Annotated in this window: 9 protein-coding genes; 4 read left to right on the top strand and 5 right to left on the bottom strand. The window is 42.8% G+C overall.

All coding sequences use genetic code 11. The annotated features are described in order from the left end of the window. Positions 1-140: 140 nt before the first annotated feature. The gene (gene psbU / locus RMY00_RS29945) at positions 141-569 is read left to right on the top strand and encodes a photosystem II complex extrinsic protein PsbU (protein WP_100901144.1); all 429 of its coding nucleotides are present in this window, start codon (positions 141-143) and stop codon (positions 567-569) included. 216 nt (positions 570-785) lie between these two features. Beyond that, positions 786-2,462, top strand: coding sequence for an L-aspartate oxidase (gene nadB / locus RMY00_RS29940; RefSeq protein ID WP_322651006.1), 1,677 nt, complete (start codon positions 786-788; stop codon positions 2,460-2,462). Positions 2,463-2,828: 366 nt separating this feature from the next. Here nadB and RMY00_RS29935 read toward each other — a convergent pair whose 3' ends face one another. The 4 genes from RMY00_RS29935 to btpA form a co-directional block, all read right to left on the bottom strand. After that, the gene (locus RMY00_RS29935) at positions 2,829-3,065 is read right to left on the bottom strand and encodes a hypothetical protein (protein WP_322651005.1); all 237 of its coding nucleotides are present in this window, start codon (positions 3,063-3,065) and stop codon (positions 2,829-2,831) included. A 718-nt stretch (positions 3,066-3,783) separates the two neighbouring features. Beyond that, positions 3,784-5,982 carry a CHASE2 domain-containing protein gene (locus RMY00_RS29930; RefSeq protein WP_322651004.1) on the bottom strand — a complete coding sequence of 733 codons (2,199 nt, stop codon included), beginning with the start codon at positions 5,980-5,982 and terminating at the stop codon, positions 3,784-3,786. A 499-nt stretch (positions 5,983-6,481) separates the two neighbouring features. Beyond that, positions 6,482-7,465, bottom strand: a complete 984-nt coding sequence (locus tag RMY00_RS29925) for a vitamin K epoxide reductase family protein (protein WP_322651003.1) — start codon at positions 7,463-7,465, stop codon at positions 6,482-6,484. Between the two features lie 142 nt (positions 7,466-7,607). Next, the gene (gene btpA, locus RMY00_RS29920; RefSeq protein WP_322651002.1) at positions 7,608-8,456 is read right to left on the bottom strand and encodes a photosystem I biogenesis protein BtpA; all 849 of its coding nucleotides are present in this window, start codon (positions 8,454-8,456) and stop codon (positions 7,608-7,610) included. 672 nt (positions 8,457-9,128) lie between these two features. Here btpA and rimO point away from each other — a divergent pair. Together rimO and RMY00_RS29910 are read left to right on the top strand one after the other, a co-directional pair. Then, positions 9,129-10,448 carry a 30S ribosomal protein S12 methylthiotransferase RimO gene (gene rimO, locus RMY00_RS29915; RefSeq protein ID WP_322651001.1) on the top strand — a complete coding sequence of 440 codons (1,320 nt, stop codon included), beginning with the start codon at positions 9,129-9,131 and terminating at the stop codon, positions 10,446-10,448. Between the two features lie 203 nt (positions 10,449-10,651). Next, on the top strand, positions 10,652-12,181 hold the full coding sequence (locus tag RMY00_RS29910; protein ID WP_322651000.1) for a DEAD/DEAH box helicase: 1,530 nt from the start codon (positions 10,652-10,654) through the stop codon (positions 12,179-12,181). Between the two features lie 156 nt (positions 12,182-12,337). Here the strand turns inward: RMY00_RS29910 and RMY00_RS29905 are convergent, their stop codons facing one another. Next, positions 12,338-13,285: an aldo/keto reductase gene (locus RMY00_RS29905; RefSeq protein ID WP_322650999.1), complete on the bottom strand. Its 948-nt coding sequence runs from the start codon at positions 13,283-13,285 to the stop codon at positions 12,338-12,340. Positions 13,286-13,303 lie beyond the last annotated feature (18 nt).

The raw sequence follows: 13,303 nt of genomic DNA, 5'->3' as shown, positions 1-13,303 counted from the left end.
GTTGATTAAGCTATCAGGTTTTGTCCTTTGTCCTTTGTCTTTTGTCCTTGGCACTCTGGCTAATGACTCATGACTCATGACTCATGACTGCTGCTAGCTTAAAACTTTTATTTCTGTTTGATGGAAAGAGGTAGAAAATCGTGAAAGGATTGGCGCGTTTATTAACAGTGTTTAGCTTGTTACTTAGTTGCTGGGGATGGCTGGGAACAACTCAGATAGCCCAAGCTGCTAGTTTCAACAGTTTTGCATTTCCTCAAGTCCCAATTCTGGCAATTGAGCGGCAGAATCGGGCAGATGCGAAGCTAGGAACGGAATTTGGTAAAAAAATTGATTTGAACAATACCAACGTCCGAGCTTTTCAACAGTATCCAGGGCTTTATCCCACCTTGGCTAAGAAAATCATCACAAATGCTCCCTACAAAAATGTAGAGGATGTATTGGATCTTCCAGGATTGAGCGATCGCCAGAAACAAACCCTGCAAGCCAACTTGGATAAGTTCACCGTGACAGAACTAGAACCTGCCTTTAACGAGGGAGACGATCGCTTTAACAACGGCATCTACAGATAACTGCAATTTGCAGCAGTTAATCTAGCAAAATAGCATCCCACTCCTAATTCTAGAGAGTGGGAATCTTCTATTACATATAAAGGGGGCACAAGGAAGGCAAGGGGTACAAGGAAGACAAAATAAAATTTTTCCTTGCCTCCCCCTGCCCCCTCTCCCCCAATCCACACTCCGTGGGGGTCCCGAGTCCCCCTGCCCTCTACCCCCAGCCCCCATACCTTGTCTCAGATAGATATTCCTAGCCAATTTGATGTCTTAGTAGTCGGCGCTGGTGCTGCTGGACTATACACAGCGTTGTGTCTACCAAATTCCTTGCGAGTCGGCTTGATTACCAAAGAAACTATTGCTTTATCCGCCAGTGATTGGGCGCAAGGCGGTATTGCCGCAGCAGTTGCCCCGGAAGATTCTCCCACGCTACACATTGAAGATACGATCCGGGCGGGTGCAGGTCTATGCGATCGCACTGCTGTAGAATTTCTCGCCCAACTTGCACCTAAATGTATTCAATCCCTAGTTGACTTGGGAGTTGCTTTTGACCGTCATGGTCAAGCCTTGGCTTTAACTTTAGAAGCTGCCCATTCTCGCAACCGCGTTCTCCATGCCGCAGACACCACAGGGAGGGAAGTTACTACCACCCTTGCGGCGCAAGTATTACGTCGCCAAAATATTCAAATCATTCAGCAAGCTTTGGCTTTAAGTTTGTGGATTGAACCGGAAACTGGTCGCACTCAAGGAATCAGTCTGTTTTATCAAGGAAAAATCACATGGGTAAAGGCTAGTGCTGTAGTATTGGCAACTGGTGGTGGCGGTCAGGTATTTGCCCAAACCACTAACCCGGCTGTAAGTACAGGTGATGGAGTAGCGATCGCATATCGGGCTGGGGCGATCCTCCGCGATTTGGAATTTGTACAATTTCATCCCACAGCCCTAACTAAACCTGGTGCCGATCGCTTTCTCATTAGCGAAGCTGTACGCGGCGAGGGCGCACACCTTGTCGATAACGAAGGGCGGCGTTTTGCCTTTGACTACCACCCGGCGGGTGAACTCGCACCTCGAGATGTGGTCAGTAGAGCCATTTTCAGCCATTTACAACGTACTGCCGTTGATTTAGCTACTGCCCATGTCTGGTTGGATATGCGCCCCATACCTGCCGACAAGATTCGTTACCGCTTTCCCAACATCATCAAAGTTTGTCAGCATTGGGGAGTTGATGTCTTCCATGAACCAATTCCTGTGGCCCCTGCTGCCCATTACTGGATGGGTGGTATTGTCGCGGATTTGATGAATCGCACAAATGTTCCCGGTTTGTATGCGGTGGGTGAAACCGCTAGTACCGGGGTGCATGGGGCAAACCGCCTTGCCAGTAATTCCCTACTGGAATGTATTGTGTTTGGGGCCCAAATGGACAAAATTGAGTTGGAAAATATTGGGCTACCGTCAGAAACACCAGTATTACCATTACAGAAATTTAGTGCTGATGCTAATGAGTGGCATATCCAGCAAGCACAGCTAGAAGCACTCAGGGAGAAGTTACCACGTTTAGTTTGGGAAAGTGCTGGTATTTGTCGGGAGCAATCAAAGTTAGAAAGTGCGATCGCTACTATTGAATCTTGGCAGCAAGATTTCGCAATCCTGCCTTTAAGTCAATTCTTGCTTGCTTTACGTCCCACAGAATCAGCTAGTTTTGACATCCCAGATGTTGAACGGCAATTGAGACTTTGGGCAGAAACCCGCAATTTATTAGATGTAGCTGATTTAATTCTTAAAAGTGCTGCTTTTAGAACCGAAAGCCGAGGTGGACACTACCGTTTAGATTATCCTCAGCCAGACCCAAATTGGCAAGTTCACGCACTTGTACAAACAGAGCATTGGTGGAAATCTCCACTATTATCCTGATTGAAGTTTCCCGAACAGCTTTCTAGCAAAGGCTTTTAATCCCGTTTTTTGTAGCAGCAACAGCTTGGACGGGTGACGCTCTTAAGTCATTATCACTAGCTGTTGAAAGGGGAAATTCAGTCTACTTGAGTGGAAAGTAGCTCTTAGCTCATAACTTAATGACAATAGCTCAGGTATGGAGTCAACAAGAGGAAAAGGAGCAGTTCTTTCAGAAGGGGAGACCGGGACAGAGTTTGGATGCTTTTTATAAGCGTCCTTCATGACGGAGCTTGTGCATGTTCGGTTTTTCACTCCACGCAGGGAAAACCGGAGCTTGTTCCCCTGCCTCTTCTGGTCAATCTAAAATCCAAAATTATTAAATTCATATTAGCGAGTGCCGCTACCATGCTGACTGTCGGGGCCACCATAATTTGGTGGAATGTACGTGTCTTGTAAGTTTTCAGAATTGACTTTGCGGGCAATTAAGATGTTATTGCTAGTAGCCTCAAAAGTATTAGCGCTTGCAGTACTGAACATACCTGTAAAGGCTGCAATTTTCGGTATTAGAATGTAAGCACCTATACACAATATCAGAAACTTTTTGATTCGGAAGTTAGTCTTCATGGCTTTCAGTAAATTTACTATTTTTTAAATCAAAAATGTTTTTTCTTTTCTACCGTATATCTACTGGGTTTCGTGAAAAAATAACTTTATAAAATTAATTCAATTATTGTTGGCGGTATACAAGTAACTATGAGCAACGCTTGTAAATTAAGCTTTATTTGCTGTTATTAAATAGTTTATCTACTTAAGTGATATTCTTAAAAATGCTATTTTCACATCAGCCAAAAGTTAGATATGTTAATAAATTGCTGTAAGCTTTTTGTCTAAAACAGTATATATTAATAATATTTTAATTTTTTTAAGTATAAATACTGTTTTTATTGACTGAGGCTTCCGAAATATATTCAGTATTACTGAGGAACGTGTATATTTAAAATTTAATTATATTAAATATATATAAAGCTATTGTAACGCAATTACTGTAATATAAGGATTTTCAAAACTATCAACTATGAAATATTGTAATAAACCGAATAAGTACAGTATCTTTTAGTTTTATAAAAATGGCTACAAAATTAATTGGCTAATTACATCTGATAATTGATCCCTGTCTTACCTATATTCTTAGGTTGAGTCTTTAAGGAAAAAACCATTTTGCAGAACATACACTATACTTTTTCAAGATAGTCCTTTAAACGTATCTCCACTTGTCATTCCTAATTTCAAGGTAAAAATTGTGACTAAAACGAAAAAAACTGGAGACCTGACTATTGAGTAATTAAGCAAATTCGTAGCGATTTTTACCCTGGTGCTTGGCACGATACATTGCTGCATCTGCTTGTTTCATTAAAGTTTCACTATCTTGACTATTGTATGGATAAATACTAATACCAATACTGGCAGAGACTCGGATTGGATAGCCGTCCAAGATAATTGGCTTGCTAATACTAGTTAAAATTTTTGTGGCGATTTTAGCAGCTATTTGAACATTAGGAATTGCGCGTAAAATCACAGTAAATTCATCGCCACCCAAACGAGAAACTGTATCACTAGCACGTAAAGAGTTGCTGAGTCGCCCTGCGATAGTCATTAGCAAGCGATCGCCCGCCTCGTGCCCCAGAGTATCATTGATCTGCTTAAAGCCATCTAAATCAACAAACAGCAGCCCTAACACCAAATTGTTGTGTTGCGCCCAACATAACGATTCGCAAAGTTGTTCGGCAAAAAATTTGCGATTAGATAGACCTGTGAGCGGGTCGTGATAAGCTAAATGACGCAAATGGTCTTCTTTGAGTTTTAGTTCCTTGTTAGAGCGAGATAGTTCAGCAGCAGTGAGTTTTAGCTGTTCTTCCATGAGCTTGCGCTGAGTAATATCTCGGATGACCCCAACTAAAAAGAAATTGCCAGCTGAGTCTTTATGGAGCGATCGCTTAGTGGCAATTTTATGAGTCTGGCCATCTGCATTAGTAAATTCTTCTTCATGTTCCTGGGGTTTTTGAGTCCTGAACACAAGCTCATCTTGCTGTCGAAACACATCGGCTTCATGTTTAGGGAAAAAGTCATAATCTGACTTTTCAATTAACAACTTATTCGGATAACCGATAAATCGACAATACGCTTCATTTAAAACAATCCACTGGTGTTGTTCATTTTTTACAAAAATCGGATCGGGAATCGTGTTGATTACATTATGCAAAAATTCTTTAGAACGTTTCCCCTCTTCTTGCATGTGGGCAATATTACTGGTAATCCACATAGCTGAACTACCAAAGCTTAACAGTGAGGGAATGAGCGGTATCCACCAACCATATAAGAAAGCAAGGTACGCACTCACGGTCAATACCAAGCAAGAAAGTAAGATGCTAAGGAGGTTCTTAGTTGCGTGTCGTATCCGCCATGCCGTAACAGTTCCCAGATAAGACCAGATAAAAATCCACAAGTTTTCCAATAAGTCTGGCCAGACCTTAAGTAAGGGTCGTCCTTGCAGAGCAGCTGAGATTAACTCACTAATAAAATAAGCTTGCAGTTGAATACCAGGTAAAGGCTTTGCCGTACCCATTAAACTGCTGGAATAGGGGATAAATACAAAATCCTGGAGACTGGGTGCAGTGGAGCCAATAAGTATAATCCGATCTTTAATGAAGTTTTCTTTAACTTTATCTGCCAGTACATCTCTTATCGATACCTGACGAAAACTACACCATTCTCCAGATGAACTTTGACATTTGGGTTTGGGAAAATTAGTCAAAATTTGGTAGCCTCTAGCATCAGCTCCTACATAGGCACCATCATTAGCCTGAAAACGAGTAAATATTGCTTTGCCCAATTGCAAATACTCAGGGTTGTTTTTTGCTTTGGTGGGAGTAATATTTTCTGACTTTAAATACAATAAAGCTAACTTCAGAGCAAAACTTTCGTGTACCTGATTATTAACGTGCCAATACAATAAACTGCGACGTACTTTACCATCGAGATCATATAGCACATTGTTAAAGCCCACTTGATCCTTATTTAGCCCCAGTGGAGGTAAAACATTAACGTTTTTGTCGTTTGCCAGTAACTGAATACCAATTAAATTGGGCATTAACTTATAAGCATTACGAAGTTCTTGATTACCAGGTTCTACTAGCAAATCTCGGTAGATATCTAAGCCAATAGCACGGGGCTTGTGGACGTTCAATTTTTTTAACAACTGGGCAATATTCGCATCTGGAATCGGCCAGGAACCTACTTCCTTTAAATAGGCTTCATCAATTGCTACGATGGTAATACGCTGTTCTGGCGGTTCATTTGGACGTAAGCGAAAAAATTGATCCAAAGCTGCAAACTCCAAAGATTGTAATAATCCAATGGAATGCAAAAGCAGGACGCAAAATGCAACAATGGCGGCAGTAATCAATTCTCTGTGTTCTCTACTAAGCGATTGTTTCAGTTTAAATATTAACTTTACAAAATGCTTGCCTAGCTGCTGATTCATTCCCATTACACTACTGGGGAGAAATATTCTCTATTTGCTATAGTTATTAACTATTGGATTAATATAATTCAAGGAAGAGCTAAAAAAAGTTTCTAAGATTTTCTAATGGAGTAAAGTTGTTCAAGATATCGTGGTAGTTATAATGTACTGGCTAATTATTTGACCAAACAGCAACTGGGACTTTTGTGGCTATCAGCACAAATTAAATATAAATATTGTTGAAAATGAGTTCAGTTGTGGGGTGGGCAGTGTTTGACTGAGCGATCGCGCTGAATTTTTACCTGTCTTTGGTTACTGGGTGCGCGAGACGTCGACTCTACAATAAATGATCGGATATTTTTTATCTGAAGTCCCTAGCTATTTCTAGCTTAAGTTGACACCAATGGATATTGGACAACACCTATTATCTATTACCAAAAACAAAAAAGCCAACTGGAAACAGACTTTGCTGTATTCATCCAGTTGACTGGGTGTGAACTACACCGTAACACTAGGTCGATTACTTAAAATATTTAAAGTTACGAGGGCCTGTGTAACCAGAAACTTTCGCTAGTTCCTCTAAGTTTTGGACTCCGCTATAGCTTTTGCCATTGATAATCCAAGTGGGGAAGCCTTCAATTTTTGCGGCTTTACACAGTTCTGTTTGAGCTTTAAGTCCACCAGGATCGCACTCTACCTTAACATCCTTGTTGATTACTTCCTCGGCTTGTTTACCAAAAAGCAGCTTTTGTTCATGGCAGTGAGGACACCAGTAAGCAGTGTATTCCTTCGCGCCTACCTTCGCCAGGTGCTGTGCTAAGGCTATTTCTGCCTCACCAGAGGTAGTAGTAACTTCCCAACCAAACGCTGGGTTAGGATCTCCTTTGGAATTAAAGATAATTTTTGTCGGTTGTCCTGGAATTTCAGGTGTAACATCTGATTTATTCACGCCAGAATAAACGCCTAAAGTGCCAATCAGCGTCACCATCCCCACAATCAGGGCAGTAAAGAAGATTTGTCCAATATCTTCCCAAGTTCGACCGATAATCGTTAGTACCAAAAGACTCACAGAGAACAAAGCTGAACCGATACAGTAAGGACAAATGGCTTTGATTTGAGATGCTAACACGTACATTAAGTAGCCGCTAAAGACAGACATTGCGATCGCACCCGCTAGCAGCAGCAACCATGTCCAATTTTCCAATTGTTTGCGGCTATTCTTTTCTCCTGAGTTGAATGCCAAGGGAGCCAAAGCAAATATCATCATACTGATGTATGCCAAAAACCCAAACAAAGCTAATGGCTGACCAAAAACCGTTGCCCAAGGGCTGGAAAGTACATCATTACAGCCCTTGACACCAGCCTGTGCCACACAAGCTGCACTACCTCCTGTTAACTTTTCTATGGTCAGATAACCAGTTATCAAAGCACCACATCCAGCGATCGCGGCAATCAATGGACGTGACCATTTATGAATCCAAGGAGTAGAACGACGGCGAATCATAAATATTGGGGAATGGGGATGGTGGGGTCCCCTCTGGGGATAAGGGGTAATGGGGAATGGGGAATGGGGATAAGGGGTAATGGAGAATGGGGAATAATAATTAATTATTCGCTTGCTCCCCTTACTCCCTACTCCCCACTCCCTAAGAATGTAACTTTACTTGCTCTGTTGATTTGCTTTCATTTTTGGAGTTCCAATTGCGACGTGCAGCTTCAACAAATTGACTGACACGAATTGGGTCAATTGGTTGCTCTATACGTCCGTGACGTTTTAAAGAACTGGAAACTATGACACCATCTGCTGCTTGCATCAATGTATCAATATTTTCCCAATTCGCTCCACTACCGATAAACACTGGTGTGCCAGCTGCTGCACCACAAGCTAGTTCCAAATCTTCTAAGTTAGGTGGACTACCAGTGGCCCAACCAGATAAAATCACTCCGTCTGCTAAACCCCTTTCGATGGTGTCTTTCACGGCGACTGTGAGATTTGGAGAACTCAAAGGACGGGCGTGTTTCACCAACACATCGGCCAGGATTTTAACATCACAGCCTAACTCCCGTCGATACCGGAGTAATTGATGGGCTTCTCCCTCAATTAATCCTTGATCGGTTGCCATCACTCCCGTGAGAACGTTGACGCGGATGAATTGCGCCTGTACACAGCTAGCGATCGCCATTGCACTTTTGGCGTCGTTTCGCAAAACATTTAAGCCTACAGGCAAAGTCACCAAATTTTGTATCCGTTGCACCACAATAGTCATGGCACTTACAACCACCGGATCGACTTGGTTTTTGGTAAACGGCGCGTCGAAAAAATTCTCCACAATCAGCCCGTCAACCCCTCCACTTGCTAGGGCCACAGCTTCTTGTTCGGCACGGTCAATCACTGCTTTTAGGCTACCTCCCCAACGAGGTGAGGCTGGCAGTGGTAGCAGGTGAACCACGCCAATAATCGGTGAGCGAGTTTTAAATAATTGATATAAGTCCACGTCTTTAATCCGCCTCGCGGAGTCCAGAGTCTAGAATTTAGTTTGACTATTGACTGTATGACCCTTGACTCTTGACTTTTCATTAACTAGTCAAATGTGTTTTATGATAGTCGGTTTATTGCCTCCTTCCTAAGATGGAAATTGGCCTCCAACCTCCCATAAGATATGTTAAGATAAAACTTGGCTACAAGAGGAGTTTGCCACTCATTAGACGCAAGGCAGCTTTCCGTGGTTTAGGCGTCTTGTCCGCGCCCAGTCGTAGGACTTGCCAATCGCCAGGCTAGCATTACTGCTTTATAAGCGTAGTCGCTTTCGTCGATTTCCCGGAGGGTAGCGACTTCTCACAACAAGCCCCTTGGGCGGCTTCCCGATGGGTAGATTAACAACGCACACGCTGTGGTAATGTAAAATACCAATAGGCGAATTGTTAAAAAAGATTACAAGTGTCAAATGTACCCAAAGACACTTCAATTTACCCTGGGGAACAGATTGATAGAAATATCATAACATGACCTCTATTTTTATTTATTAATAGGGTTGTGACACGAACAGTTATTGACAGTGGATATTTGCCACTGCGCTGTTTTCACAAGGATGCTGATAGCAAAAAAGCTTAATTTGCGCCAAAGTGTTTGATTACAGGAAGAAAAAAAATGAAGATTTTTTCAAAATATGGGTGACAAGCCAACAATTGCCATTTCTCACCTGGGCTGTGAGAAAAACCGAATTGATACAGAACACATGCTAGGAATGCTCGTAGAAGCAGGCTACGGTGTAGATACAAATGAAGAATTAGCCGATTACGTTATTGTTAATACTTGTAGTTTTATTGAAGCAGCCCGGCAAGAATCTGTCAGAACTTTGGTAGAACTGGCAGAGGCAAACAAAAAAATCGTAATCACTGGTTGTATGGCGCAACATTTCCAAGAACAACTTTTGGAAGAGTTGCCGGAAGCAGTAGCGGTGGTTGGTACAGGTGATTATCACAAAATTGTAAATGTAATTGAGCGTGTTGAACTTGGCGAACGGGTTAAACAGGTTAGTATCGAACCAACCTACATCGCTGACGAAACTACACCGCGCTATCGCACTACAACCGAGGGCGTAGCTTATCTACGCGTTGCGGAAGGATGTGATTATCGCTGTGCATTTTGTATCATTCCTCATCTTCGAGGGAACCAGCGATCGCGTACTATTGAATCAATAGTCGCCGAAGCCGAACAGTTAGTTAGTCAAGGGGTAAAGGAAATTATTTTAATTTCCCAAATCACCACTAATTACGGTCTAGATATTTACGGTAAGCCAAAATTAGCCGAATTACTTCGCGCTTTGGGGAAAGTAGATATACCGTGGATTAGAATGCACTATGCTTATCCCACAGGACTGACCCCAGATGTGATAGCGGCCATCCAAGAAACGCCAAACGTATTGCCTTATCTGGATTTGCCTTTGCAACATTCTCATCCAGATATTCTCCGCGCCATGAACCGTCCTTGGCAAGGACGAGTAAATGATGGGATTATAGATCGCATCAAAACGGCGCTACCAACAGCCGTACTGCGGACAACATTTATTGTTGGTTTCCCAGGAGAAACAAGCGAGCATTTTGAGCATCTACTAGAGTTCGTTCAACGCCATGAATTCGATCATGTTGGTGTCTTTACCTTTTCCTCTGAGGAAGGAACTCCAGCTTACAAGTTGCCAAATCAGTTGCCTCAAGAAGTGATGGATGATCGCCGATACCAACTGATGGAACTCCAGCAACCGATTTCTCAAAAGAAAAATCAACAGGAAGTAGGCAAAATCGTCGATGTCCTGATTGAGCAAGAAAATCCTGAAAGTGGTGAATTAATCGGTCGTTCAGGTAGATTTTCCCCAGAGGTTGATGGTCTGGTGTATGTCAAAGGCCAGGCAAAATTAGGAACCATCGTGCCAATAGCGATTCACCACGCTGATACATACGACCTCTATGGTCAAGTAGTCAATAACTAAATCGTCATTTGTCCTTTGTGCTTTGTTAAATGACCCTTACAAATTCATCCTTATATTAAGGTCAATGCTGCATTAATAGCAGTTTTCATGAGGGTTTACCTGAAACTTTGGCGGACTTAGCCCGCCCTTGGCTCACTCTAATAGCCAATGACTAATGACTAATGACTAATCCAAAATCCTTACATAAAATTTAGGACGAATTAATGACTCTTTCATTTCAAGAATTAGGCATTTCCCAAGAACGTGTCGAACAACTAGAAAAAATTGGTTTTACCGAACCAACCAACATTCAAGTGCAAGCAATTCCCCAATTGCTTGCAGGTCGTGATGTAGTAGGTCAATCTCAAACTGGAACAGGTAAAACGGCAGCATTTTCATTGCCAATTCTAGAGCGGCTGGATGTTAATCAAAAAGCTGTGCAAGCCATAGTTTTAACACCAACTCGTGAATTAGCGATGCAAGTTCACGATGCGATCACGCAATTCATCGGTAATGAAGGATTGCGGGTGTTAGCAATCTACGGTGGTCAATCAATTGACCGCCAAATGTTACAACTCAAACGTGGCGTTCACATGGTTGTGGGCACTCCAGGACGGGTGATCGATTTGCTCGATCGAGGCTGTTTAAAGCTGGATCAAGTGAAATGGTTTGTGTTGGATGAAGCCGATGAAATGTTGAGCATGGGCTTTATTGATGATGTCATAAAAATCCTCTCTCAAGCGCCCGTAGATCGCCAAACAGCTTTATTCTCGGCAACAATGCCACCATCAATTCGGATGTTGGTAAACAAGTTCTTGCGATCGCCTGCAACTGTCACCGTTGAGCAACCGAAAGCTGCTCCCAACAAAATCAATCAAGTAGCTTACTTGATTCCCCGCCATTGGACAAAAGCCAAAGCTTTACAGCCAATTCTGGAAATGGAAGATCCAGAAACAGCTCTAATCTTTGTTCGCACCAGACGCACAGCCGCAGAACTTACCAGTCAATTACAAGGGGCTGGTCATAGTGTCGATGAATACCACGGTGACTTGTCACAACAAGCGCGGGAACGGTTATTGAGCCGATTCCGTAACCGTCAAGTTCGCTGGGTGGTAGCAACTGATATTGCCGCACGAGGCTTAGATGTCGATCAACTCTCCCATGTGATCAACTACGACTTACCCGATAGCGTAGAAACCTACGTCCATCGCATTGGTCGTACTGGTCGTGCTGGTAAAGAAGGAACAGCAATTTCTTTAGTACAACCATTTGAGCGGCGCAAGCAGCAGACATTTGAACGTCATAACCGCCAAAGTTGGCAATTGCTATCAATTCCCACACGCGCCCAGATTGAAGCAAGACATATTATGAAATTGCAAGAACAGGTGCGAGAAGCTTTGACAGGAGAGCGTTTAGCTTCATTCTTGCCGATTGTCAGCGAACTGATTGAAGAGTACGATGCTCAAGCGATTGCCGCAGCTGCACTGCAAATTGCTTATGATCAAACTCGTCCCGCTTGGTTGAGTTCAGACGTGGAAATTCCCCAAGAGGAGTCCTCCGCTCCCAAACCAAGACTTGGTAAGCGTCGTGAATCTTCTAGCGATCGCCCCCGTACTGCGTGGAAATCAGATAGCAGTAATGGTGAAGAAAGACATTCTTCTCCCAAGCCCAAACTACGGACAAGTGGACAGGATTCTTCTGCATCTCCTAGTAAAAAGATAGGTTCACCTACAGCTAGAGAGTCAGCTTCTTAGTCTAGAGTTAATTAATTTTGGATTTTAGATTTTTCCTTTAATCCAAAATCCAAATTTAAAAGTTAGTAAAGTTGAGAGTTGAGAGTTAAGAGTCAAGAGTTAAGATTTTGACTTTAGACTCTTGACTTTTTGGCTTTTTTAGACGATTCAAAAATACTACAGCCAAGGACGACTAACTTGTTCTAATTCTCCAATTTCATCGTCGCTCAATCTCCAGCCCAAAGCACCAGCATTCTGCCGTACTTGTTCAGCTGTCTTCACCCCAGCAATGGGAATAACGTTTCCCTGAGCAATTAACCAGTTGAGAGCAACTTGGGCAGGAGTGCGATCATATTTTTCTCCGAACTTGCGTAGCAAAGATATAACTGGGGAAATTTTTTGCAAACCTTCTTTCTTAAATCGCGGGTCTACTTTCCTCGCACCAGTAAGAGTTTCAGTACTATCAATACTATACTTGCCTGTGAGTAATCCCTGTGCTAGAGGGCTATAAGCTAAAATAGTCACACCCAACTCACGGGCTGTTGCGATAATACCTTTGCTTTCAACTTGACGAGTCAGTAAAGAATAGCGGACTTGGTTCACAGCCAAAGGCACTCCTCGGGCCGCCAATATTTGATGGGCGTCCCGCATTTGCTCTGCTGAGTAATTGCTCACACCGACTGCGGCAATTCTGCCTCGCTTCACTTCATCCGCTAGAGCATTCATCAAAGTTTCTTGACTTAAAAAGAAGGCAAAAGGCCAATGCACTTGATACAGGGCAATTTGTTCAAGTTGTAGCCGTTTGAGACTTTCTGTTAAAGCATCAGAGACGGATTGGGCTGTAAATCGCCACGGTACAGGGCCAAATTTTGTGGCTATTTGCACAGGTTGTTGTGTCTGTTGCAGAAATTGCCCTAAAAATTTCTCGCTCTTTCCCATTCCGTAGATTTCGGCAGTATCAAAGAAGGTAACACCAGCTTCTAAGGCTGCTATAAAGGCTTCTTGTAACTGTTCTGGGCCATAGCGATCGCCATAATTCCAAAACAGTTTATCACCCCAAGCCCAAGTGCCTATGCACAAGGGCGTAACAGATGGGCCATTTTGCCCCAATGTGATGTTTTCCACAGTTGCAAAATTTGATTT

Source organism: Nostoc sp. ChiVER01 (assembly GCF_034531155.1).
In the GTDB taxonomy this organism is placed as follows: Bacteria; Cyanobacteriota; Cyanobacteriia; order Cyanobacteriales; family Nostocaceae; genus Nostoc.
This window is presented reverse-complemented; position numbering and strand designations above follow the sequence as displayed.